The following is a 24164-nucleotide window of genomic DNA, read 5'->3' on the forward strand; positions in this document are numbered from 1 at the left end:
CGAATTTTTTGATTCAAAAGACGCATATAGATTCCACGTGAGCCTTTATCAAATCCTCTAAATTTATATGCGCCTAAGATTGTTTCGAAATCCTTTTTATCACTTTTATCCTTTTTACTTCTAGTCTCTTCTGCTTTTATCCATCGATAATATCCGGAACGTGATACGTGAGCCGTTTCGCATAGCAAACAAATATTTAGAAGATTATTATCTCGTTCTGTTATTTCTTTAATTAGTTTGTACTTTAGGGATGTTTTCGCTTGTATTCCCAGTTTGCCTCCTGATCCATTTGAATGTTTTTTTTTAGAAATTCATTCTCTTGCTTTAGGTACTCAAGTTTTTGTTCTAACCGCTTAATTTTTTCAGCATCACTTAGTTCTTTTGTAGATGGACGGCCAGAGTTATTCTTTCGTGTATCCTCGCATCCTTCGGGGCGTAATTGATACATTTTTATTCTTTGCACAAGACTATTTTTTCGAGTTTTCCCGAGAACTTTGTGGTCAATACCCATGTCAGCTAAAATTTGTGACGGAAGTTTACCTGCTCGATATTCCGATTCAAACCTTTCTTTAAATTCCATTGTATAGGTAATAGTTTTTGAGCTTACTTTTTCTATATAAGGATTTTTCCTCAGCTCATCGACCTGTTCATCTGTAAATCGATTCTTACCCATAATAACACTCTCCTAATTTGATATTTTAAGTATAACAAAAAGACCCTACAAAGTAGAGTCAATAAAATTGAGACTAGAGGCTCTTTTTATTAATTGTCTACTTTATAGGATCCATTTTAATAAAGATAGCTCTTTTTCATTAATTAAATTTTATTATTTTTCATTTGAGTCTACATATTCTTTAGCATTCCTTACATCCATTTCACTAGGAATAACTACTTTAGAAACTGGCTTTGTTTTATCCTCATTGGCCCAAGCAGCTGTTACATGTTGTTCTATTGGAACTTCCATAAATCTATCTTTTACTTTTTCATCTGCCATAATAATTCCTCCTCTCTTTTAAATAGTATCTGCAATTTGGTGAAATGTATTATATAAATTATATTAATATTTATCTAAAAAATAAGATTAGTTGAAAAACCTCTCTACTTGCTCTATGTTATCCATTGTATTTCCACAGGTAAAGTTTTCACATATAAACATCATACTTTTACCTTCTGCTTTCCCTTGGATTTCTACAAGACTATTAATTTTGTAAAGTCTTGAGTCCCCGTTATTTAAAATTATTGATTGAAACGGATTATATTTATCATTTATTATATCTAAAGATTTCTCGACAAATTCTTCTCCTATGTTTCCGGCTATAACTATCTCCCTTATGGAACTTATGTTATACATAAAAGCTGTAATAAAATTCACATATCCTATAGGATTTTCCTTTACTGTTCCACTAAAAACATTTATTTGCTTTTCAATGAATTCTTCATATTTTAGACTTCCTGTTAAACTATTAAGTTTTATTAGATTTAATAAAGCAACTGAATTTCCTGAAGGAAGTGCTCCATCATATATTTCCTTAGGTCTTAATATTAATTCCTCACTATCCTTGCCATAGAGATAAAATCCCCCCTCATCTTTATCCCAAAAGAGTTCTATCATCTTCTCATTTAATTCTATTGCCTTTTCTAAATATTTAGTATCAAAACATGCTTCATAAAGTTCTATAAGCCCCCAGACTAAAAACGCATAATCTTCTAGAACTGCTAGACTTGCTGCTTCTCCATCTCTATACCTTGCGAGAAGCCTCCCATCTTTATTTACTAATTTATTTAATATAAAATCAGCTGATTTCTTAGCCACTTTAATATAATCAGGCTTTTTAAATATCTTCCCGCCATTACTAAACGATGCAATCGCTAACCCATTCCAAGAAGTCAAAATCTTATCATCCTTGAAAGGATGAACTCTTTTCTCTCTATATTCAAATAACTTTTTCCTGCTGTTTTCTAAACGCCTTTGCAGTTCCGTGTCTTTCTGCATTTTTTCTAAATCCCCATCTATTAGATTAGGTATGCTTTTCCCTTCAAAATTTCCTCTAATAGTTATATCATATATTTCAGCATAAATTTTTCCTTCCTCATCACCTAACACTCTCATTAATTCATCCAGTGTCCATACATAAAATTTTCCTTCAATCCCTTCAGAGTCTGCGTCCTCAGCAGAATAAAATGCTCCTTCAGATGAAAGCATATCTCTTAGTAAGTAAGTATAAATTTTTTCTGCCACTTCCTCATATTGCTTATTGCCAGTTAAGCTATATGTTTCTGCATATACCAAAGATAATAGTGCATTATCATATAACATTTTTTCAAAATGTGGTACCAACCATTTATTATCTGTAGAATATCTTGAAAATCCAAATCCTATATGGTCAAAAATCCCACCTTTATACATGCACTGAAGATTCTTCTCTATTATTTTTAAAACTTCATGATCTTTATTTTGATAATAATACCTTAGTAAGAAATATAGATTATGTGGTACAGGAAACTTAGGCGCCCTGCTAAAACCTCCATATTCTCTTTGAAAATATTGTTTTAGCTGCAAAGCAGTGTTATTTATTATCTTTTCATTTAGCTCTTCTTTATCATTATTTTTATCATATTTTTTTATTTCCTTAAGCATTTCATCGCAAGTTGTATTAAATTTTTCTCTATCATTTTCCCAAACATCATTTATTTTGTTTAGTAATTCTATAAGGCCTATAGAACCATGTCTGCTCTTCTTTGGGAAATATGTTCCTGCAAAAAATGGTTTTTTATCCGGAGTAAGAATAACTGTTAATGGCCAACCTCCACTACCAGTATAAAGCTGACAAAATGTCATATATATACTATCTATATCTGCTCTTTCCTCTCTATCAACTTTAATAGAAATGAAATGTTTATTTAAAACTTCTGCCACCTCTTCATCCTCAAATGATTCACGTTCCATTACATGACACCAGTGACAAGTGCTATACCCTATTGATAAAAATACCGGCTTATCTTCTGTCTTTGCCTTTCCAAAGGCTTCATCAGACCAACTATACCAATCTACTGGATTGTGAGCATGTTGTAAAAGATAAGGTGATTTTTCATTAATCAATCTATTTGCTGTTCTTTCCATCGTTTTAGGCATATTTTAGGCTCCTTTCATATTTTATTTATATTACTATACCCCAAACAACTATAGCCTATAACCTACAACTGCTTGGGGTATTAAAAATTGCTCTTTTCAATTTTATTTAGCTGTACTCTTCTTATATTCATTTAGCTTTTCGTTTAGTTCTTTTGCTTCCTCACGTCCATTAATATACATCATTGCAAAAACTACTGCCTTTACAACAAAAATAATTATTATATAAACTACTATATTTTCATTATCTATAATATTTCTTGGGCTAAATAACCATAACCATACTATTATCATTATATCTGCCAATGTAGTGCAAATTGAGAAATTAATGATATTAGCCTTTTCTTTTAATTCAAACTTATTAATAAAAGCAAACTTATAAAATGTAAATGATAAAGCTATTATTATAATCTGAAATAAAAATGAAACATTAATTTCTGTTATAGAATACAGCCCTAAATATATAGCCATCAGTACCATTAGGAATCCACAAGCAGTAATAAAATCCTTAACCATAGATTTTAAATATTCTCTAATTTCCATAATAACCTCTCCTTTATAAATTTAATTTCTTTTTTAAGATAGGAACATATTGTCTAGATATATACACTTTCTCTCCATTTAGTAGCAAGGCTTCAAATTTTCCATAAAAAACTGGGTTTAAAGATTTTATTTTTGAAATATTAAGAACAGTTGATTTTGAGGCTCTAAAGAATCCTAAGTTCTCATATTCTGTTTCAAGCTCATATAACCTTAGTCTTGACTCGTAGACCTTTTCCTTACAATAAATAAATACTTTGTTATCTACTGCTTCAAAATAGAAAACATCTTTCGGATTGATAATATTCATTTGTAAGCCTGTGAGACCAATTAGTTTCTTAGATGATGACTTAATTGAATAAATAAGCTGCAATAAAGATTCATCTATTTCATTACATCTTACTATTATCTCTGGTTCACTTCCTTCAGGGATATTTTCTATCGTTATTTTCATTTTAAATCCCTCCCTCTTACTATGATTTAATTATATGTTAGTAATTTATCTCCTTCAACCTGCTAGACTGTATGATGCATAATTGAGTGTATAAGTTGCAATGCTAGTGAAATAAGTTGTAAGAATAATCATAATTTAATTCATAAATGACCTTTTATAAAAGTATATTAAAATAGGAAAGTGTACCCCTTACTAAAGTGGTACACTTTCCTCTATTTCACATTCCTAAATGAGAAATGATTATCCTGCTTTTGAGTTAAACTTATTTCATTGATTCTGGTTTAGGCATTACAAATAAATGTGGTTCTTGAAGATAATCTTGAACTATTCTAAGAGCTTCACCAAATCTTTGATAGTGAACAACTTCCCTTTCTCTTAAGAATTTTAATGGTTCTATTACATCTGGATCATCAGCCATATTAATTAAATATTCATAGGTAGCTCTTGCTTTTTGTTCTGCTGCTAAGTCTTCTGTTAAATCTACAATGGGATCTCCTTTTGATTGAATATAAGCTGCTGTAAATGGTACTCCATCTGCACTTACTGGATATATTCCTTTTCCATGATCTGTATAATATCCACTCATTCCACCTTTTTCTATTTCTTCACGACTTGCACCTTTCATTAATTGACGAACAATTGCACCTACCATTTCTAGATGTGCTAATTCTTCTGTTCCTATGTCATTACAGGTAGCTATAGCTTGAGGAGTGAGCATAGAAAATCTTTGACTTAAATATCTTAATGAAGCGCCTAATTCTCCATCTGGCCCTCCATATTGAGTAATTATTATTTTTGCCATCTTTGGATTAGGATTTTTAATTTTAACTGGATATTCTAAGAACTTATCGTATGTCCACATAAACTATTTTCCCTCCCTTTCAAGCATAGAATTAGCTTCTTCTTCCCATGGCCAAGGTTCACATATCCATTGCCATGGATATGGGCTTAATGAATCATGTTGAGTTAACATACCACAATGCATCTCATAAGCTTCTTTTAATCTTCTACATTCCATTACATAAAAATTAAATTCTTTTAATGCTTCTCCATCCATTGGATGAGTATTGAGAAACAAACCTAAATCTACTTTCATAAAGTTTGCAGCTCGAAGTTGCTTTAATAATTCTTTTTCATTCATATCATGCATTTCATTCTTCATAGGTTTCTCTCTCCTTTCCAGCCAATTTCATTAGATAAGATTCCTTTTCGTTCCCTTCATAAGGACTGTAAAGCTCTGGGAAGGCTGTTCCCCTCTTTAATGCTTCTACTGGTGTAAAAAGAGCACATAGATTTTCATAAGGAACATATGCTGCAGCTAATCTTACATCTTTTATAACTGTTTCTTGTGGTACACAATTACTCATTTTAGGAAATTGCCCCATCTTCTTTGTTGTTTCTACCTTTTTCAATTTTAATCCTCCATAGAATATTAAGTACAAGATATAGTATTCAAACTAGGAGTAAATTGACAAAATTTAACAATAATATTTTTAAAAAAAATATAAGAGAAGATATTCTCTTCCCTTACTAATAAAAAACATATATATTAACCCTTTGGTTTAAAAATAAGTGATGCAATAAATGCAAAAATTATTGCAGCTGATATTCCTGAACTGGTAATCTCAAATATTCCTGTTAATACTCCAATAATTCCTGTTTGCTCAGCCTCCATTAATGCACCCTTTACTAAGGAATTGCCAAAGCTACTTATTGGAACTGATGCACCTGCACCAGCAAACTTTACTAACGAATCATATAAACCCAACCCTCCTAATATTGCCCCTGCAACAACTAAAGTGCTCATTGTATGTGCAGGCGTAAGTTTAAATACATCCATCATTATTTGCCCGATAACGCATATTACTCCTCCAATTATAAACGCCCATATAAAAATTCCCACTTAATAACACCTCTCTTTACATCTCTATAGAAACTGCATGAGCAATACAGGGTATACTTTCCTTTTGTTGATATGATAAAGGAGATAACAATGCTCCTGTTGCAATAACTAATATTCTTTTTAATTCACCTTTCTTCATCTTATTTAGTAGGTGACCATATGTAACTGTTGCTGAACAACCGCATCCACTTGCACCAGCCATCACAGGCTGATCTTCCTTATAAATTAGCATTCCACAATCCGTAAATACAGTACTTGACATATTTACATTATGTTTTGCTAATAAGTCTGTGGCTATTTTATGTCCTATTTTTCCTAAGTCTCCTGTAGCAATTAAATCATAGTGAGATGGCTCGATATTTAAATCTCTAAAATGAGCTTCTATAGTATCTACTGCTGCTGGAGCCATAGCTGAACCCATATTATAAGGATCTGAAATTCCCATATCCACTATCTTGCCTATTGTTGCTGAAGTCACTCTAGGTCCATCTCCATTTTGAGCAACTAGTCCAGCACCAGCCCCTGTAACTGTCCATTGTGCTGTTGGGGGCTTCTGAGCTCCATATTCAGTAGGATACCTAAATTGTTTTTCAGCTGCTATATTGTGACTTGATGCCCCAGCAACTACATATTTAGCAGATTTACTATCAACCAACAAAGAGGCTAATGCTAAACCTTCCATAGCACTTGAGCATGCTCCAAATACTCCCAAGAAAGGTATTCCTAATGTACGTGCAGCAAAACTACTAGATATGATTTGATTCATTAAATCTCCACTTATAAAAAATTGAACTTCTTCTTTTTTCATGCTTGCTTTATTTATAGCTGTTTCACATGCTTCTTCAAGCAATTTCTTCTCAGCTTTTTCTACACTATCTTCACCTAACCATACATCATCGTGAAGCAAATCAAAATCCTCAGATAATGCCCCTTTAGCTTCAAAAGGTCCACCTACTGCAGCTGATGAAATTATCACTGGTTTGGTTTCAAATATCCATGTTTGATTTCCTCTTAACATTTACATCACACCTATCCACTTTAATATCAGTTTTATTATAGATACTACAAAAGCTGAAAAAACTCCAAAGACTATTACAGACCCTGAGAGTTTAAACATATTTCCACCTACTCCTAATACATATCCTTCCGTTCTATGTTCTATAGCTGCAGATGCCATTGTATTTGCAAAACCAGTTACAGGTACTGCTGTGCCTGCACCTGCCCATTGGGCAATGTGGTCATATACTCCAAATCCTGTAAGTAAAATAGATATAATGATTAAAACTGCAGATGTAGGACCACCAGCCGTTTCTTCCTTAAAATTAAAGTATGTAATAAAGATCCACTGCAAAAATTGTCCAAAGGTGCATATTGCTCCCCCTACAAAAAAAGCTTTTATACAGTTCTTAACTACTGGACGTTTAGGCTCTCTATCCTTTGCAAAGTCTTGGTATTGTTGTTGAACAGGAGTCAACTCCTTCTTACCTGCCATTTTCTTAACGCCTCCTCTTAGAATATACTATTCCTAATTAGCTTATATATTTTTTATGATTTTATTCCCCAATTGTCTTCTATCCCTTTAATCACTGCACGCACCTTATCTAATTCTTCTTTATATGCAATTCTTTCATTATCACTTTTATATTGATTTGAATTATTTCTTAATGCACTTTCGACCCCTTTAATTCCAGCTAATACCTGCTTATTCTTTGACTCTATTAGCAATATTTTCACCTCCAAATTTAATTACAGTTATTATTATCAAAGCTTTGTAAATTTATAACTTTGATTTATAAATTTCTGTCACTCTATTAGTATTAAGTATAAATTTTTATTTATACTAAAGAAGATAGAGATATTAATATTACTAATACTATTTAAATAATAAAAAAACAGCTGACAATAAATTAATTGCCAACTGCTTTAAAGGGAGACATTTATAAAAAGAAAACTTATCTTGTATATAATACTACTCCTCTATTATGTTCTTTCAATGTTATAATTGTGTCTTTTTTATGTGAATTATTTACCTAATTTTTTTGATATTAAACTATCTACCATTTCAATTAGTTCACCAACTTCTGGTTTGCTTAGCTGTCCATCCGCACCAACAGATACACCTTTATGCTTCAAGTCACTTGTAATAAGCGATGAAAATATTACAACTGGTAACTTTCTTAAAATTGGATTTTCTTTTATATTTCTTGTAAGTGCATGTCCATCCATTTGAGGCATTTCAATGTCTGTTATTAAAAGTTGAACATCATCAGTGAAGTTCGCACCTTTTTCATCTGCTAATTTTAACAAATAATCTAATGCTTGCTTTCCATCGTTAAATAACCTTATATTCTTAAAACCTGCTTTAGTAAGAGTATTCTCAAGTAACTTTCTTATCATTGCTGAATCATCAGCTATCATTAGTTTAATATTAGACCTATCTTTATAGTCAACTTCATGTATTCTATCTTCACTTATTCCTGTACTTGGATTAATATCTGTAACTATTTTCTCAAAATCTAACATTAGTACTATTGTATCATTCATAATTATATTTCCTACAACTAGTGAGTTTGTAGATACATCATCAGGTTTTAATATTTCTTGCCACTTAATTCTTTGTACCTTAATAACATCATCAATTATAAAAGCTACTTTTAGTTTATTGAACTCACATATAATCAATTTATTAAAATCACGACACTTTGTACCTTCAATAACATACTTCAAATCAATTACAGTTAATATTTCAGTTCTGTTAAGAATTAATCCAGCAATAGCAGGGTGTGATTCCGGTAACTTAGTTAGGTTTTCTGATTTTACTTCCAATATTTCTTTAATTTTTATAATATTAATAGCATAATGTCTATTACTTATGGAAAACTCAAGTATTTCTAACTCTCCAGTTCCAGATTCAAGTAGTATTTTTGATTCCATATTAAAACCCCTTCTCATAATCATTTTTATACTTACTTTATCGAGTATAATATAGTTTACTTTATGTTGAAGATTCTACTGTTTATAAACTTTAATTGTTAATTTATTCTACTTAACTATAGTAATATCGCCCAAAAAAAGCAACAGATTTTTGTCAGTTGAATGATAAAAATCTGTTGCTTTACTATATACTACTTTTTCCCTTTAAATTTATCAATTTTATCATTTGCTTCCTCAGTAAGAGAATATATCTTTTTTACTGCGTCATTCATACTTAAAACTAATTCTTTTGTACTAACAGAAAGCTTTTTAACTTCTTCTGCAACAACTGAAAATCCTCTTCCGGCTTCTCCCGCTCTTGCTGCTTCAATTGAAGCATTAAGTGCTAGTAAATTTGTTTTAGAGGCAACATCATTAATATCTCCAGATATCTCTTCAATAAATTTTATATGTTTCACCAGTTCTTCAAAAGTTGATATAAAGCTACTCATATCATCCATTTCACTAATTTGTTCATTATTAAATTCCATTATATAACCCCCACCTTTAAATTTTATTATCAATATCCTTATATCTATATAATGCATTAAAGAATTTATATATCTCTTACAATGAGATGCACTATGATTTTTGCATTATATATTAATTTAATAGTTCAAAACCCTATCTATATATTTATCGTACGTTTTAAGTAATTTTTCATTTTTATTTTACAACTTTTATAACTTTTTTATGTATATTTATTTTTAGCTAATTATCTTATTGTAAAAACTAATAACATTAGTTTTAATTAAGAATACAATATTATAAAACTAATTATATTAGTTTTTATATGAAAGGAGTTGTTATTATGAGACTTATTCATGAAAAAACAGTATATCAATTAACTTTTATGCCTATTCTATTCCCAGTAAACTGCTATTTTATTGAAGAAGAAGCTGGCCTAACATTAATAGATGCAGCACTTGCTTTGGGATATAAAGATATAATTAATGCTTCTGAAAAAATCGGTAAACCTATAACTAAAATTCTATTAACACACGTTCACGGAGATCACATAGGTGCATTAGATGCTTTAAAAGAAACATTGAAAAATATTCCAGTCTATGTGTCTAAAAGGGACTCACGTTTGATGTCTGGAGATATCTCTTTATATGCTGATGAAGGCAATTTACCCATAAAGGGTTCTGTACCAAAAAATCTTAAAACTCGAGCTGATATTCTCTTGAAAGATGGAGATATGATAGGCTCATTACTAGCAATATCTGCTCCTGGGCATACCCCTGGCTCTATGGCATATTTAGACACAAGAAATAATATTCTGATTGCTGGAGATGCTTTTCAAGTAAGAGGTGGATTTGCTATAGCTGGACAAAAGAAAGTCTTATTTCCTTTCCCTGCTTTAGCCACATGGAATAATAGCATTTCTTTAGAAAGTGCTAAAAAATTAAGAAGACTAAATCCAAGTATCTTGGCTACAGGACATGGGAATATGCTAATTAATCCTCAAGCCGCTATGGATAAAATAATTAATAAAACTGAAATTAAACTAAAGGAGAAGAAATATGTCACCTAGAGTTGGATTAGATATAAATACAATTTTACTAGCTACATCAAAATTAGCTGATGCTAATGGTTTAGAAGAAGTTACATTAGCTTCCTTATCTAAATTCTTGAATATTAAAACACCCTCCCTATATAATCATATTAATGGAATTCAAGATTTAAGAAAGAAATTAAGTATATACAGCATACGAAAACTTCGTGAAGATATGGCTAATGCTGCTATAGGCAAATCTGGTGATGATGCTGTCCATGCACTGGCTGATGCATACACAAGCTTTTCAAAGAAACATCCTGGATTATATTCCTCTATCAATAATGTTTCAGACTTTAATGATGAGGATCTTATAGCTGAAGAAAATGCTCTTATAGACGTAGTCTTAAAAGTATTAGCTGCTTATGGTTTAAAAGGAGATAGTGCAATCCACGCTACGAGAGGATTAAGAAGTATTCTACATGGATTTACTTCATTGGATCAAAACAATGGATTTGGACTTTCTCAAAGTGTAAATGAAAGTTTGCATTTAACAATTGACGCATTAATAGCTGGATTTTATGTCATTAAAGATACTACTAACAAATAATTAAATAAAAGATCACCTTCAAAAAATTCCTATTGAAGGTGATCTCAATTTTAATTAGTAACATACATATAAATAAAATTATTCTATTTATAATTTTGAATTTCATTTATTAATTTATCTATTAATTCATTAACATCAAATCCGCCTCTATTACTTATCATCTCTAATGTTGCCATAGATGACATTGTCTTAAATAATAATGGGTTCTTTAATTTACTGAACTTAGGTGAAAGATTTATTAGAAAATCTTTTATAAAAGGATACTCCTTAACTAAATCTCCAATAACTGTTTCATTTGTAATTCCATATTCATTTTCATTTACATTTTCTTTTTTCTCTATCTCTTCTGATTCTTTTTTGGTGTTACTCCAGGACAATAGTCTCTGGCTTCCTGATAATCCTCTAATTCTAGTAACATCTTGCATCATCTCCAAGACCCCTCTAAAATTTCCCTTTTCATCTCTTACTGCATTGTAAATTATATATATAAACTTTCCTCCCATTTCCAGCCAGAATTCTGCCTGGTCCTGCTCTCCAGATCTAAAAGCTCTAATTATTTCTTCAACAGTTGCTACACTCTCTCTTGGATGACAATTTTGTACCTGTCTTCCAATAACTCCAGCACTTCTTGGAAATACTCTATGCTTTGTATCACTATAAAACTTAACTATTTCATTTTCATCTACATAAGACAAATCTACTTGAAGATGCTTGAATATCAAGTTTATTTGTTCAAGTGTCAATTTTCCTTGGCTTACATCTAATATCTCATTGTTTGATGAAGATGTAAGCATTCCATGTTTCTGAAGTACACTAGCTAAATCCTTTATTAACTCACTGTTTGAGGTATCATTCATAACTTCTCCTCCTTCATTACCATACGGTACTGGTGATTCAATTAAACAATAACCAATCTCGTCATCACCTTTTCTCATCTGTATAAAATCTTCCTCTGAAAGAATATCAACTGCTGTAGGGCAAAGTATTTCTTCTTCCTTTACCATCATATCTTCAACCATTTCTATCACTTCTTCTTGAAGCTTTAAGAAATCTTCATCTTGGTCATTTTCTAAGTATACCTTGGCAGTTTTAATTATTTCCTTTATTTTGTTATCTAACGTCCACATGACTTTCGATGGTTTATCAAATCCTTTATTCTCTAAGGCTGCAAAAAGTTGATTTTGCTTTCTTGAAAAGTGAATATTTATCTCACTTAAATCATCATAAAGCTCGGCCCATTGGTTTTTAATAAATTTATTCTCAACCAGTCCTCTCATTTTATTAAGAACTTTTCTAATTGCATCAATTTCGTCTAGATAAGTTCTAATAGGATGCCCTGCCGTTAAATCTAACTTATTACTTACTAGTAATCCATCAAATATCTCTAGTATTTCGTTCATTTTCTCAGCTAATATGTCGTCTGATATACCGTATTTTTGAAGATATTGTTCACATACTGCAAATTCTTGAGCGGTAACACTACTAACTGCTTCCCTCATTTTAGCTTTCGCCTGTTCTAAGGTTATATTTTCATTGAGGTAGCTTAATTTTATATCCATTATTTTTTGAATTTTATCTTCATCAACCTCTAAATATTCACTCATCTTAATATTTTCAAATTTTGTCTTTTGCGAAAAGTAAACATGAAATTCATCATCGCTTATCTTTTCCACATATTTTTCAAACCCCTTTTCTTCCATCATTTTATATATTGGAAAGGGTTCAAAATCTTTAATTATATGTACTCCAGTATTAGGATTCAAATCTTTTACCGTTTGAGTAATACAATCTCTAAAAGATTCATGTTCTCCTCGACCATCTATAGTTATATACCTAATGTCTTTTCTCATTTATTTACCTCACTTTTATAAAATTACACCTATTATTTATTAGACTTATATATATTAATACTTATATGATAATACTTATCAGTTATAAAAACTGTAACTTAAATCACATATTTATATTTTTATTTAATAGAAAAAATTAAAAATGTGCCATAAAGCACAATGCAATATGACACACTTCTAATTAGGATTTCTTTTTTGATTTGTTTTCTACCTTTATTATATTTTCATCCACTCTAAATTTAACAATTCTACTTATTAACTCATAAGGTAGTGGCTTTTCTATTGGAAATTGCACTGACCCTTTTGCTCCTTTATACTCTGATAATTCCGCTTTAAATGCACTAATTGCACTTGGAGTTGGATAAAATCCAATGTGATTTTTATATGCAGCAAAATGTACCAAGTTCCCATGAAAAACAAAAGTGGGCATTTGATAACTTATTTTTTCATCTGCTTCTGGTGCTGCTTCTCTTATAACTTTTCTTAATGCATTTAATATATCTTGAATCTCTGCCGGAAACTTTAGAATATATTCACTTATAGGATCAATACTTACATCTTTCTCATCCATAAATTCTCCTCTCAATCATTCTTATTCATTTGTTTTAGTAATAATATATTCTTATTTGAGAATTCTATTTATTAATGAATCTGGTACTGCACCTGTACCACCAAGAATTCTCTTCATCTTCATCATATCTTTATTATCTCTTATTGCACCTGCTATATCATCTGGCATTGAGCTATCAACTAGGATTATAGGATTATTAAGTGTTCCAGCTAACGCAGCTCCAGACAATGCATCAGCAAATGCTAATCCAGTAGCGAAAAAAGTATTACCATAAAAGAACGGAAATCTTGCAAGTATCTCCATATTAGTTTCATATCTATTATTACCTGCAATTCTTTCAGCATTAGGTAATGTACTAAGTACATTATCACTTATAACTCCACTTCCTCCTATAACATAGGTTTTTGTTATACCTTTACTACTGATATAATTTTTAACACTATCAGGAAGTTGATTTTTGTCAGTAAGCAATATAGGCGTCTGTTTATTACCAGCATATGAAGCAATTGACAAGGCATCTGGATAGTCATTACCAGTTACTACGAAGGCCTCTGGCTTGGAACTATTAAGATATTTGGCTATTTCAAGAGAAGTTTCATAACGATCATTTCCTGAAATTCTTGTAACCTTAATTCCTTGGCTTTGAAGAACGTTCTTCACATTGTCAGATATTACTCCAGCTCCTCCTACTATAAAAACTTCTTTTGGATTAAGACTAGTAATTTCATTTTGAACTTCTGGAGGAAGTGCATTTTTGCTAGTCAATAAAATTGGAGCTCCATATTTAGTAGCTAGAGGTGCTGCGCACAATGCATCTGGAAAATCTTCTCCAGTAGCAAGTACAACATAGTCTGCATGATTTCCCCCATATTTTGCAATCGCAACACTGGTTTCATATCTAGAAGGACCTGATAACCTCTCGTATTCTGCTCCAGTTGTAAAAGCTAAGTCATAATCTCCTGATAACTGCACTCCATTACTATCCTTTAGTGCAGCTGCATTTAATTTAACAGTATAATTGCTATTATAATTAAGATTATTATAATAAATCATTAATACATTATCCGTAGTTTCTTTATCAACAATATAATTTCTGATTGTACAATCTCCTAAAAGGTCTTTTGTAGAATCTATATTAACTGTGCTATTAAACTGAAACGCAATAAATCCGCTAATGGGTACTTTACCACTATTATTAACTGGATAACTATTAGTAACATTAAATTGCGTTGCTGCCTTAGCTTTATAGGTTCCAAATGACAAGCTAATGGATGTAATTAATAAAAAGACAAGCATTAATATAAATGATTTTTTCTTTTTCAAGATATTATCCCCCTTAATTTACATAATAATTAGATTGTACCAATATTTTACTTAGTAAACAATTAAAACCTTGCCAAATCCATTGCTTGATAAAAAAAACATCTCAAATATAAATCTGAGATGCCTCTTAACCTATTATCCAAATATCTCTTTTAATTCTTTTCTGCTAGTTTCAGCAGCTAATGCTAATATATCGTCATTTACTAAAATTTTTGTATCTCCCTTAGGTATTAATAAGGATTTTTCCCTTGTAATAGCAATAAGTACTGAATCCTGAGGTATAGATAGATCCTTTAATAATCGATTTGAAGCTTTAGCATTTTGTTTTACTTTCAGTTGGACAATAGAGAATTTTCCTCTATTGAGCTTTAAAATAGTAAACATATCTTTTAAATCCATTTCTTCAGCAACGAAATGTGCCATCAAATCTGCTTGATTAACTCTAATATCTACGCCCATTCCAATATTAAATAGCCATGCATTCTTTGGATTATTGACCCTAGCTACTACTCTCGGAACTCCAAACTCCATTTTAGCAAGTGTTGAGACTACTAGATTAGTCTCATCTGCACCTGTAACTGCAGCCACTACATCCGCTGAAGCTATTCCTGCTTTTTCAAGTACTTGAGGACTTGAGCCACTGCCTAAAATCAACACTTCTTGTGGTAACTCTTTTTGTATCTTATTATATGTTTTTTCACATTGCTCAATTAACCGTATTTCATTGCCGCTTGCTAATAATAAGGATGCAAGATAGGCTCCCACTTGTCCGCCACCTATAATGATAACTCTCATATTTTTTCCCCCTTTTTACCCTATACCCAACATTGACTTTAACTTATTTATTGCAGAGGAAATTACTGACATATATATAACATCTTCTGCCTCAAATACAGTTCCTCTAGTTGGTATAAAAGTTTTATTATTACGGCTAATAGAAACAATTTGTATTTCTCCAATAACAGTTAATTCATTTACTGTATGTCCAACCAATAATGAAGGTATTTCTATACGTACTAAATTAACATGTCCATTTCCCATTTCATAAACGCTATCTAATTGATTATAAGTTAGCATTTCGGTTGCTCTTTCTATACCCCAAGTTGTTGTTGAAACAGCTTGTATTCCTAATCTATGATAAATATCTGCACTTCTAGAATCATAAAGCCTTGCAACTACCCGTGGTACTTTATAAATATTTCTCGCTATCCTAGCTATAACTGCATTAATTTCGTCACTTGTGGTGCAAGATACCACAGCATCTACTTTATCAATTTGAGCCTTAGTTAGTACATCTCTATCAAATCCAAAACCAACAATTTTTGTTCCTTTAAAGTCTTTACCTAAACCATTAAATACTTCTGGATTAGAATCTATGACAGTTACCTGGTGTCCCTTTTTCACAAGATTAAGCGATAAACCCGTCCCCATTCTTCCTAAACCTACTACAATAACCTTCATGCCTATCACCTCTCTATTAATTTTTATAATTTCATTAGGATTTTCTTACTCATGTTTCCTTAGCATTCTTCTACGAACCAATGCCTTTCTCAACTCTTCTATTAGTAATATTAATGGAGGCCAAATAAATAATAATAAGCAATCAGATAACTTTAATGCAGCTGTATGGAAAATTGATTGAAATAAAGGGAAATAAACTAAAGCTGAGATTAAGAAAATTTCAAAAACGACTCCAAAATTCACTTGTTTATTGCTAAACATCCCAACTTTAAATACAGATTGTTTTTCTGTACGACAATTAAATACAGCTCCAACTTGGCTAAATACAATTGCTGCAAGAGTCATAGCTGTTGCCTTAATATAGACTGGATCATTCCCTCCAGCTAGTGGAACTTTTGGCCATCCATTTTGAATATTGATAAAGAAATAAGATATAGCTGAAGTTAATGAACCTAATACTCCATACCACAGAAATGCCTTAATAACCAGCTTTTTATTTAATAATGGCTCTTTTTGATTGCGAGGTGGCTCATTCATAACTCCCTTTTCAGGTTTCTCAGTTCCAAGCCCTAAAGCTGGTAACATATCTGTACCTAAATCAATTGTTAGGATTTGCATAACTGTAAGTGGTAATGGAATAGCCCCTCTTGAAAATAGAAACATAGCTGAAGGTACTGCCTCAGGAACATTTGAATTTAGAATATAGAGCATAAATTTGCGGATATTACTATAAACAGCACGCCCCTCCTCTATAGCATGAACAATAGATGCAAAGTTATCATCAGTCAGAATCATATCTGCAGCTTCTTTAGCTACATCAGTGCCTGCAATACCCATTGCAACACCAATGTCAGCTTTTTTAAGCGCAGGTGCATCATTTACCCCGTCTCCTGTGACTGCAACAATTTCTCCCATTGCCTGCAAGTTGGACACTACCCTTAATTTTTGTTCTGGTGCTACCCTTGCAAAAATTATTTCATCTTTTAAATACTCTTTTAATTTATCATCAGATAGTTCTTCTAATTCAAGTCCCGATACCACTCTAGGATTACTTCCTTTAACAATACCAATACGTCTTGCAATACTTTCCGCTGTTAATCCATAATCTCCAGTAATCATTACTATTCTTATGCCAGCTCTTCTACACTCCTCCACAGCATCAGATACCTCCGGCCTAGGCGGATCTGCCATAACAATCAACCCTACAAATACTAAATCTTTCTCAATAAATTCAGGGGTGTAAGCACTCATTGCGACAGGTATATTATCATCCTTATGAAGCAAACGATATGCCATAGCCAATACACGTAAACCATCTCGAGCATATCCATCATTAGCCTTCATTATTTCTTCTCGCATCTTATCTGTAATTGGCTTTACTTCACCATTTATGCGAATAGTTTCACTTAACTTCATTATCTCTTTTGGAGCACCTTTTATATACGCAATGCGCTTAGTCCCCTCTATCTCTTCTTGCAATTCATGAATAGTTGTCATCCTCTTTCTACGTGATTCAAATGGCAACTCTCTTAATCTAGGTGTTAGTTCTGCTTGTTCATGTATGTCAATACCTGCTTTTTCAGCCACAACTCCCAAACAAGCTTCAGTTGGGTCTCCTAAAACAGTATATCTATTTGATTCCTCGTTTGGAGGTAATAGTCTTGCATTACTACATAGTGCTGCTCCAGTTAGTAATAATTTTAAATCCTTATCATCTTCTGCCTTAACTTTTCTATTTCCTTCAAAAATATTTCCTTCTGGCCCATATCCAACACCAGTAACTTTAAATTCCTTATTAATTAACCATAGATTACTTACTGTCATTTCATTTTGAGTTAATGTACCTGTTTTATCTGTGCAAATAACTGTAGTACTTCCTAGGGTTTCAACTGAAGAGAGCGTCTTTACTAATGCATTTCGTTTTGACATTCTCTGTACTGCCATAGCAAGTGACAAAGTAACTGTTGGTAGTAACCCTTCAGGAATAAATGCAACAATCATACCTAATGAAAAAATGAATGAAGAAGCTATAGGTTCATTTACTAAAAATAACGCTGCAACAAAAAAGAAAACACCAAACGCTATAGCTATTATTGATATTTGCTTTGTTAATCTGTTCATTTCTTTTTGTAAAGGGCTATCCTCTTTTTCCATACTCTGAGTAAGGTCTGCAATTTTACCAAATTCAGTTCTCATTCCTATCTCAATTACAATAGCTTTTCCATTTCCCTCTGATACACTTGTCCCTGCAAAAATTAAATTAGGTATTTCAGCTAATGTGAGATCATTTTTTAATACTGCATCTTTTACCTTACGAACAGGATTTGACTCTCCTGTAAGAGTTGATTGATTAACTTGTAAATCACTGCACTCAACTAATCTTGCATCCGCTGATATCTTATCTCCTTCCTCTAATAAAACGATATCTCCAATTACTAAATCCTCTGCTAATATTTTTTGTTCCTCTCCATCACGAATAACACGTGCATAAGATGGCAGCATATTTCTTAATGCATCTGTTGCCTTGCTTGCACGATGTTCCTGCCAAAAACTAAAAACTCCATTAATGACATTAACTAACCAAATAGCAATTCCTAATTCTGGCATTCCTGCAAAGAAGGCCACTATACCTCCAACCCATAATAAAACTGCCATTAAGTGAGTAAAATTTCCAAGAAAGATAAGCAATACTGACTTTTTCTTTTTTTCATCAATAACATTCTTGCCTTGTTCTTTCTGATACTGAGCTGCCTGCTCTCTTGTTAATCCCTTGTGACTTGTTCCAAATGCTTCATAGACTTTATCAACTGGAAGTTTGTAAATACTTTTCTTAACATCTACTTTTGCTTCATCACAGTTCATTTTTTTCGCCTCTCCTTCTCGTAAATAATATGCAAGAGTGTATGCTTAAATGCTCTGAAATCTATTCTTTCTTCACTTAAAGAAAAAATCCCACGGACATTCGCCCAAGGGATTTTAATATAACTTATTTAACTCTACTTTAGCTATTCTAAAAAACTTATTCCTCTACTAAGCTTTACTTCTATTGGCTCTGGTGGTGTGGGTGGTATTATCGGTTCTGATAATTTTGTAATAAAAATATCTCCATTCCCATTATTTATACTCTGAAATGGATCTTTTGTAGGAAATCCTGGTCCTGGAGGCGGTTGACCATTTGAGTACGTAGCCCCTACTATGATTACATCCCCATCAATATTAACTGCAATTCCGTATCCTATATCATAATTAGCACCACCAAGATATGATGAATAAGATAAAATTCCTATATAATTGATTTTAGCGACGAATGCATCAGTATTACCAGCGTAAGTAAGTTGAAAAGCATTCGTTGTAGGGAAACCAACACTTGAAGTCGTTGATCCGGTGATATATGCATTTTCATTGGCATCTACTGCTATTCCATATCCCAAGTCATCCCCAGTACCCCCTAAATAAGTAGAGTACACTAGTAAAGATCCACCAGTGGTAATCTTGTATATAAAAGCATCATAAGTTCCTCCGCCAAAACTTGGCTGTAGCGCATTTTTAATAGGAAAGTTTCCAGTTGTATACCCTATTGCATATACATTACCAGCATTATCTATGGCAATTCCCCTTGAATTGTCCTCACCCGCTCCTCCTAAATATGTGGAAAATACATAATTATAAGCACCTCCTGCTGGCACAAGTTTAGTTACAAAGGTATCAAGTAAACCTCCTCCATAAACAGGTTGTAACGCATTAAACATTGGGAAGTTTCCTTTAGTATCACCTGCAATATATAAATTTAAGTTTTTATCTACGCCTATACCACGTCCAAAGTCATCCTGTGTCCCTCCAAGATAAGTGCAGTATTGAATAATAGTACCTGTGCTACTAAGTTTTAGAATAAAAGCATCCACACTTATATCTCCTTTTACAGGTTTAAGCGCACCTGGGGTAGTTGGAAAACCAAAAGATCTTGTATAACCGGTAATATAAATACTATCTAATATATCTACGGCAATTGAAAAACTTTGATCATAATCCCCTCCTCCAAAATAAGTGGAGTAAAGAAGTGAAGACCCACTAGCACTAATCTTAGATATAAAACAATCACAATATCCACCATTAGCTCCCTGAATAGGATTGAATATTGGAAAATCTGTACACCAAGTGGTTCCAGTTACCCATATATTTTTTAATGAATCTACTGCAATTCCATAGCCATAATCATGTGGCCCAGAAGATCCTGGATCTTTTGATATGCTACCTCCAATATAAGTAAAGAATATTACCCCTGATCCATCTCCCTTAATTTTAGCAACAAATGCATCCCAACCAGCTTTATAGGGATATAGTGAGGTAGGAGTGGGAAAAGTATTTGATTGAGTATAGCCAGTAATATAAACATCATTATTGCTATCCGTAGTAATCGCATAACCTACATCAGGACCACTATCTCCATAATAAGTAGACCAAATCAATATAGGATCTATAACTAACGATTTTGAATGATCATATTGCCCTAACTTAAAGCTAACTGTTTGATCTTCACTTATTACATAATCAGCTTCTACTTTATTTTGTTTTCCAGCAACTTCTTGATAAACTAAAGGCTTACATAATTTTAGTGTTTCACTATCAATCAACAGTATTAAATTCCCCTGTTCATCTATAGTTATTTTTTCTACACCACTAAAGTCGATATTTATTTGACTAGCATCGCAATTTGGCTGCACAATAAAATCCCATTCTAGCTGTTGCTGATTACCATAATAGACTATATCTATTCCTTGATATATATTTTTATATTTAATTTTCTCATAAGTAGAAATGTTTGTGAGCCATCTGGAAGTATCGTTACCAATAAAATAGTTGCACTTAGCTGGCAATTCCTCCAATCCTATAATCTCTAAATCCCCTTTTGCATTAATAAAATGCATCTTTACATATGATACTTCTAATTCCTCATTAGTTGAAACACTCTCTGCTTTGTTTAAATTCAAATCATTCCTTTGCCTTAATGATAATACAACCTGTGATGGGGTAAAAAATAAATTATAGTTACTCCCTTTGGCCATAAATTTAGCTTCTGGATCAATCTGTCCTTCGTTAACTTGAAAACTCAGTGGAAACATTGTATATTTTTTTTCTATTAATGACATATTATTTAATTCTCCAAAATGATTTATTGCATTATATGCCCTAATTACCAATTAAGTGTAGTATTCCAAAGAACTATTTACTAATACATCTACCTATTTTAAAACTTTCCATAATTAAATCTATCTTTAGATTATTTCAAAATTAATACTCTCATAAAATCTAATGTTTGAATACCATATTATGAGATTAATAATTAATAGGAAGTAAATATGTATCAAGCTATACCTGAATCTTTTGCTGTTCCAATTATTTATGTAAATAATAATATTTTAGAGATAAAAATTAGTGCAACACACAATAGAAAACAAATAATAATAGGTGTTTCTTTGCCTAACCAAGGAATACCTAGATGGGTAAAAGATAAAGAATTTATGGAAAAGTACGGGTATCAAAGGAATGTCATCATGAAAATAAAAAATGCTAATTATGATATTGATTTACAAGGAAAGCAAGTAAAAGAACTAATATCAGAAAATATAGATGTATTAATTATAGCTCCTTTAGATTCAATAGCTTCTGCTGATTCAGTTAATGCAGCGAAGGATGAGGGGGTTATAGTAATTTCTTATGATGGACTCGTAGCGAATGCAAATTTAGATTTATTCGTAACCTTTGATAGTACCCAAGTTGGTGAATTACAAGGGAAATATCTTACACAAGTTGTTCCTAGAGGCAATTATATTATAATGTATGGAGATGTCAATGATCCAAATTCTAAACTCTATAAAGACGGTGCAATGGAATATATTAAACCTTTAGTCAACATAGGCTCAATAAATATAGTTACAGATAAGGAAATAATCAATTGGTATCCTGAAAACGCCTATAAAATAGTAAAAGATTCTTTAATTGCAAATAACAATAATGTTAATGCTATATTAGCTCCTAATGATGATACGGCTGGTGGAGCAATAAGAGCCTTGGAAGAGCAAGGATTAGCTGGTAAGGTTGCTGTTACTGGACAAGATGCAACAATAGATGCTATAAAAAGAATTATAAAAGGAACTCAATCAATGACTGTTTTTAATGATTCCAGAGAACTTGCCAAGGTTGCTATAGATTCTGCAATTAAACTAGTAAATAACCAATTTGTAGAATATAATATGCTTTTAAATAATGGTAAAGAAGAGGTACCAACCATAATTATTCCACCTATATTAGTAACTCGAAATAATATAACACAGACTATTATAAATAAAGGTTATTGGAAAAGTGAAGAAATTTATATATTATAGAAAAGAACAATAGGTTTGACTTTTATTATTTCTAAATTAATAATCGCATAAAGAATACTTATTGAATATTTTATTATGAGATTAATAATTAGGAAGTATATATGTACCAATCAATACCTGAATCTTTTGCTATTCCAATTATTTATGTTAATAGTGAGATTATAGAGCTAGAGATAAATACACCATCAGAACGAAAACCAGTAGTTATAGGCATATCCTTGCCAAATCAAAAAATCCCTAGGTGGATTAGAGATAAAGAATTTATGGAACAATATGCTGAACAGAAGAGAGCAATTACAAAAATAGCAGATGCTAATTATGATGCGGATTTACAAATGAAGCAGGTAGAAGAATTAATATCTCAAAATGTTGATGTATTAATAATAGCTCCTTTAGATGCAGTAGCTGCCTCCGAATACGTTAGAAAAGCCAAAGATGAAGGAATTAAAGTAATATCTTATGACGGACTTATAAAAAACATAGCTTTAGATTTATTTGTATCTTTTAATGGCACACAGGTTGGTGAACTGCAAGGAAAATATCTTATTCAAGCTGTTCCTCGAGGCAGCTATATTATTCTATCAGGCGACCCTAATGATTCCACTTCTAAACTCTATAAAGATGGTGCAATGGAGTATATACAGCCTCTAGTTAGTAGAGGGGAAATAAATATAGTTACTGATAAACCAGTAATTAATTGGTATTCTGATAATGCCTATAAAATTGTAAAAGATTCATTAATTCAAAATAACAATAAAATTAATGCTATATTATCACCCACTGATGATATAGCCTCTGGTGCAATTAAGGCTTTGGAGGAACAAGGGTTAGCTGGTAAGGTTGCAGTAACTGGGCAAGATGGAACTTTAGATGCTATTAAAAGAATAATAAATGGAACTCAATCCATGACTGTACTTAAAGACACTAGAAAACTAGGTAAAGTTGCTATAGACTCAGCTATTAAATTAGCTAATGACCAATATGTAGAAGCTAACACAACTGTATATAATGGTGAAATGGATGTTCCTTCTATTATTATTTCACCTGAACTCGTTACTCGAAACAATATATCTAATGCTATTATAAACAGTGGATTTTTGAAGAGTGAAGAAGTCTATGGATAACATAAAGAATCCCTTGAATTCATAAATTCAAGGGATTAAATTTATTTATCTTTACTACTATATTGTTTAATTACATTTTCTAAGGTATTTACATAATCAATGAACTCATCTTTTCCTTTTTCAGTTAGATTATACCTTGTTCTTGGTTTATTATCATAGAAGTCTTTATAAACTTCTATAAATCCCACTTCTTCCATCTTCGACATCTGCACACTTAAGTTTCCATCTGTAGCTTTTGTTATTTCTTTTACTTCTTTGAAGGTTTTTTCTCCAGTCATTAAACAAGCTATTATTGATATTCTAAGCTTTGATTGAAATATGTCAGGAATAGAATTAATATCCAA

The 24164-nt window shown here is 31.8% G+C and carries 26 protein-coding genes and 1 pseudogene; 4 read left to right on the forward strand and 23 right to left on the reverse strand.

All coding sequences use genetic code 11. The annotated features are described in order from the left end of the window. The 15 genes and pseudogenes from L1S47_RS07090 to L1S47_RS07160 form a co-directional block, all read right to left on the reverse strand. Nucleotides 1-188 (reverse strand): annotated as a pseudogene (locus L1S47_RS07090) (IS3 family transposase); the annotation flags it as partial. 56 nt (nucleotides 189-244) lie between these two features. After that, entirely contained in the window at nucleotides 245-673 is a 429-nt protein-coding gene (locus L1S47_RS07095) for an HTH domain-containing protein (protein WP_238882832.1), read from the reverse strand. Between the two features lie 153 nt (nucleotides 674-826). Next, complete coding sequence (locus L1S47_RS07100; RefSeq protein WP_202766087.1) at nucleotides 827-994, reverse strand: DUF3787 domain-containing protein; 168 nt, start codon at nucleotides 992-994, stop codon at nucleotides 827-829. A gap of 87 nt (nucleotides 995-1081) precedes the next feature. Beyond that, a complete protein-coding gene (locus L1S47_RS07105) occupies nucleotides 1082-3133 on the reverse strand; it encodes a thioredoxin domain-containing protein (protein ID WP_373689041.1) in 2052 nt (683 codons plus the stop codon). Between the two features lie 102 nt (nucleotides 3134-3235). Continuing rightward, nucleotides 3236-3673, reverse strand: coding sequence for a DUF3021 domain-containing protein (locus L1S47_RS07110; RefSeq protein ID WP_238882834.1), 438 nt, complete (start codon nucleotides 3671-3673; stop codon nucleotides 3236-3238). A 13-nt stretch (nucleotides 3674-3686) separates the two neighbouring features. Beyond that, the gene (locus L1S47_RS07115) at nucleotides 3687-4124 is read right to left on the reverse strand and encodes a LytTR family DNA-binding domain-containing protein (RefSeq protein WP_202766085.1); all 438 of its coding nucleotides are present in this window, start codon (nucleotides 4122-4124) and stop codon (nucleotides 3687-3689) included. A gap of 262 nt (nucleotides 4125-4386) precedes the next feature. Then, a complete protein-coding gene (locus L1S47_RS07120) occupies nucleotides 4387-4986 on the reverse strand; it encodes a manganese catalase family protein (protein WP_238882835.1) in 600 nt (199 codons plus the stop codon). A gap of 3 nt (nucleotides 4987-4989) precedes the next feature. Then, the gene (locus L1S47_RS07125; protein ID WP_238882837.1) at nucleotides 4990-5286 is read right to left on the reverse strand and encodes a spore coat protein CotJB; all 297 of its coding nucleotides are present in this window, start codon (nucleotides 5284-5286) and stop codon (nucleotides 4990-4992) included. Next, nucleotides 5276-5536: a spore coat associated protein CotJA gene (locus tag L1S47_RS07130; RefSeq protein WP_238882838.1), complete on the reverse strand. Its 261-nt coding sequence runs from the start codon at nucleotides 5534-5536 to the stop codon at nucleotides 5276-5278. Before L1S47_RS07130 ends, L1S47_RS07125 begins: the two co-directional genes overlap by 11 nt. 137 nt (nucleotides 5537-5673) lie before the next feature. Next, a complete protein-coding gene (gene spoVAE / locus L1S47_RS07135) occupies nucleotides 5674-6027 on the reverse strand; it encodes a stage V sporulation protein AE (RefSeq protein WP_202766082.1) in 354 nt (117 codons plus the stop codon). Between the two features lie 16 nt (nucleotides 6028-6043). Next, entirely contained in the window at nucleotides 6044-7045 is a 1002-nt protein-coding gene (gene spoVAD, locus L1S47_RS07140; protein ID WP_238882840.1) for a stage V sporulation protein AD, read from the reverse strand. Further along, the gene (gene spoVAC / locus L1S47_RS07145; RefSeq protein WP_238882842.1) at nucleotides 7046-7519 is read right to left on the reverse strand and encodes a stage V sporulation protein AC; all 474 of its coding nucleotides are present in this window, start codon (nucleotides 7517-7519) and stop codon (nucleotides 7046-7048) included. It abuts the gene before it with no gap. A gap of 53 nt (nucleotides 7520-7572) precedes the next feature. Beyond that, a complete protein-coding gene (locus L1S47_RS07150; RefSeq protein WP_238882844.1) occupies nucleotides 7573-7752 on the reverse strand; it encodes a hypothetical protein in 180 nt (59 codons plus the stop codon). A gap of 297 nt (nucleotides 7753-8049) precedes the next feature. Further along, nucleotides 8050-8961, reverse strand: a complete 912-nt coding sequence (locus L1S47_RS07155) for a chemotaxis protein (protein WP_238882845.1) — start codon at nucleotides 8959-8961, stop codon at nucleotides 8050-8052. A gap of 191 nt (nucleotides 8962-9152) precedes the next feature. Next, entirely contained in the window at nucleotides 9153-9491 is a 339-nt protein-coding gene (locus L1S47_RS07160) for a methyl-accepting chemotaxis protein (protein ID WP_275297796.1), read from the reverse strand. A gap of 320 nt (nucleotides 9492-9811) precedes the next feature. Here L1S47_RS07160 and L1S47_RS07165 point away from each other — a divergent pair, with 320 nt between their 5' ends. After that, complete coding sequence (locus L1S47_RS07165; protein WP_238882846.1) at nucleotides 9812-10537, forward strand: MBL fold metallo-hydrolase; 726 nt, start codon at nucleotides 9812-9814, stop codon at nucleotides 10535-10537. After that, nucleotides 10527-11108 carry a TetR-like C-terminal domain-containing protein gene (locus L1S47_RS07170; RefSeq protein WP_238882847.1) on the forward strand — a complete coding sequence of 194 codons (582 nt, stop codon included), beginning with the start codon at nucleotides 10527-10529 and terminating at the stop codon, nucleotides 11106-11108. Before L1S47_RS07165 ends, L1S47_RS07170 begins: the two co-directional genes overlap by 11 nt. 83 nt (nucleotides 11109-11191) lie before the next feature. Here the strand turns inward: L1S47_RS07170 and L1S47_RS07175 are convergent, their stop codons facing one another. The 7 genes from L1S47_RS07175 to L1S47_RS07205 form a co-directional block, all read right to left on the reverse strand. Beyond that, complete coding sequence (locus L1S47_RS07175) at nucleotides 11192-12958, reverse strand: PAS domain-containing protein (RefSeq protein WP_238882848.1); 1767 nt, start codon at nucleotides 12956-12958, stop codon at nucleotides 11192-11194. A 181-nt stretch (nucleotides 12959-13139) separates the two neighbouring features. Continuing rightward, a complete protein-coding gene (locus tag L1S47_RS07180) occupies nucleotides 13140-13529 on the reverse strand; it encodes a DUF1801 domain-containing protein (protein WP_238882849.1) in 390 nt (129 codons plus the stop codon). Between the two features lie 51 nt (nucleotides 13530-13580). After that, nucleotides 13581-14852: a cell wall-binding repeat-containing protein gene (locus tag L1S47_RS07185; RefSeq protein ID WP_238882851.1), complete on the reverse strand. Its 1272-nt coding sequence runs from the start codon at nucleotides 14850-14852 to the stop codon at nucleotides 13581-13583. Between the two features lie 135 nt (nucleotides 14853-14987). After that, nucleotides 14988-15647 carry a TrkA family potassium uptake protein gene (locus L1S47_RS07190; RefSeq protein ID WP_202767015.1) on the reverse strand — a complete coding sequence of 220 codons (660 nt, stop codon included), beginning with the start codon at nucleotides 15645-15647 and terminating at the stop codon, nucleotides 14988-14990. Between the two features lie 15 nt (nucleotides 15648-15662). After that, complete coding sequence (locus tag L1S47_RS07195; RefSeq protein WP_238882853.1) at nucleotides 15663-16313, reverse strand: TrkA family potassium uptake protein; 651 nt, start codon at nucleotides 16311-16313, stop codon at nucleotides 15663-15665. Nucleotides 16314-16358: 45 nt separating this feature from the next. Continuing rightward, a complete protein-coding gene (locus L1S47_RS07200) occupies nucleotides 16359-19175 on the reverse strand; it encodes a cation-transporting P-type ATPase (RefSeq protein WP_238882854.1) in 2817 nt (938 codons plus the stop codon). Between the two features lie 143 nt (nucleotides 19176-19318). After that, nucleotides 19319-21460, reverse strand: a complete 2142-nt coding sequence (locus tag L1S47_RS07205; RefSeq protein WP_238882855.1) for an SBBP repeat-containing protein — start codon at nucleotides 21458-21460, stop codon at nucleotides 19319-19321. 210 nt (nucleotides 21461-21670) lie between these two features. On the opposite strand from L1S47_RS07205, the gene L1S47_RS07210 reads away from it, so the two are divergent. Continuing rightward, nucleotides 21671-22696, forward strand: a complete 1026-nt coding sequence (locus tag L1S47_RS07210) for a sugar ABC transporter substrate-binding protein (RefSeq protein ID WP_238882856.1) — start codon at nucleotides 21671-21673, stop codon at nucleotides 22694-22696. A 101-nt stretch (nucleotides 22697-22797) separates the two neighbouring features. Next, nucleotides 22798-23820: a sugar ABC transporter substrate-binding protein gene (locus L1S47_RS07215; protein WP_238882858.1), complete on the forward strand. Its 1023-nt coding sequence runs from the start codon at nucleotides 22798-22800 to the stop codon at nucleotides 23818-23820. A gap of 41 nt (nucleotides 23821-23861) precedes the next feature. On the opposite strand, the gene L1S47_RS07220 is transcribed toward L1S47_RS07215, so the two are convergent. Then, nucleotides 23862-24164 (reverse strand): transcriptional regulator, encoded by a 303-nt coding sequence (locus L1S47_RS07220; RefSeq protein WP_238882860.1) that lies wholly within the window; start codon nucleotides 24162-24164, stop codon nucleotides 23862-23864.

Source organism: Clostridium sp. YIM B02551, assembly GCF_022324735.1.
GTDB lineage: Bacteria > Bacillota > Clostridia > Clostridiales > Clostridiaceae > Clostridium_T > Clostridium_T paridis.

What these genes read in the sequence shown, in the direction of transcription:
- L1S47_RS07095 (WP_238882832.1), bottom strand. Translation starts at nt 673, where the DNA reads ATGGGTAAGAATCGATTTACAGATGAACAGGTCGATGAGCTGAGGAAA.
- L1S47_RS07100 (WP_202766087.1), bottom strand. Translation starts at nt 994, where the DNA reads ATGGCAGATGAAAAAGTAAAAGATAGATTTATGGAAGTTCCAATAGAA.
- L1S47_RS07105 (WP_373689041.1), bottom strand. Translation starts at nt 3,133, where the DNA reads ATGCCTAAAACGATGGAAAGAACAGCAAATAGATTGATTAATGAAAAA.
- L1S47_RS07110 (WP_238882834.1), bottom strand. Translation starts at nt 3,673, where the DNA reads ATGGAAATTAGAGAATATTTAAAATCTATGGTTAAGGATTTTATTACT.
- L1S47_RS07115 (WP_202766085.1), bottom strand. Translation starts at nt 4,124, where the DNA reads ATGAAAATAACGATAGAAAATATCCCTGAAGGAAGTGAACCAGAGATA.
- L1S47_RS07120 (WP_238882835.1), bottom strand. Translation starts at nt 4,986, where the DNA reads ATGTGGACATACGATAAGTTCTTAGAATATCCAGTTAAAATTAAAAAT.
- L1S47_RS07125 (WP_238882837.1), bottom strand. Translation starts at nt 5,286, where the DNA reads ATGAAGAATGAAATGCATGATATGAATGAAAAAGAATTATTAAAGCAA.
- spoVAD (WP_238882840.1), bottom strand. Translation starts at nt 7,045, where the DNA reads ATGTTAAGAGGAAATCAAACATGGATATTTGAAACCAAACCAGTGATA.
- spoVAC (WP_238882842.1), bottom strand. Translation starts at nt 7,519, where the DNA reads ATGGCAGGTAAGAAGGAGTTGACTCCTGTTCAACAACAATACCAAGAC.
- L1S47_RS07155 (WP_238882845.1), bottom strand. Translation starts at nt 8,961, where the DNA reads ATGGAATCAAAAATACTACTTGAATCTGGAACTGGAGAGTTAGAAATA.
- L1S47_RS07160 (WP_275297796.1), bottom strand. Translation starts at nt 9,491, where the DNA reads ATGGAATTTAATAATGAACAAATTAGTGAAATGGATGATATGAGTAGC.
- L1S47_RS07165 (WP_238882846.1), top strand. Translation starts at nt 9,812, where the DNA reads ATGAGACTTATTCATGAAAAAACAGTATATCAATTAACTTTTATGCCT.
- L1S47_RS07170 (WP_238882847.1), top strand. Translation starts at nt 10,527, where the DNA reads ATGTCACCTAGAGTTGGATTAGATATAAATACAATTTTACTAGCTACA.
- L1S47_RS07175 (WP_238882848.1), bottom strand. Translation starts at nt 12,958, where the DNA reads ATGAGAAAAGACATTAGGTATATAACTATAGATGGTCGAGGAGAACAT.
- L1S47_RS07180 (WP_238882849.1), bottom strand. Translation starts at nt 13,529, where the DNA reads ATGGATGAGAAAGATGTAAGTATTGATCCTATAAGTGAATATATTCTA.
- L1S47_RS07190 (WP_202767015.1), bottom strand. Translation starts at nt 15,647, where the DNA reads ATGAGAGTTATCATTATAGGTGGCGGACAAGTGGGAGCCTATCTTGCA.
- L1S47_RS07195 (WP_238882853.1), bottom strand. Translation starts at nt 16,313, where the DNA reads ATGAAGGTTATTGTAGTAGGTTTAGGAAGAATGGGGACGGGTTTATCG.
- L1S47_RS07200 (WP_238882854.1), bottom strand. Translation starts at nt 19,175, where the DNA reads ATGAACTGTGATGAAGCAAAAGTAGATGTTAAGAAAAGTATTTACAAA.
- L1S47_RS07205 (WP_238882855.1), bottom strand. Translation starts at nt 21,460, where the DNA reads ATGTCATTAATAGAAAAAAAATATACAATGTTTCCACTGAGTTTTCAA.
- L1S47_RS07210 (WP_238882856.1), top strand. Translation starts at nt 21,671, where the DNA reads ATGTATCAAGCTATACCTGAATCTTTTGCTGTTCCAATTATTTATGTA.
- L1S47_RS07215 (WP_238882858.1), top strand. Translation starts at nt 22,798, where the DNA reads ATGTACCAATCAATACCTGAATCTTTTGCTATTCCAATTATTTATGTT.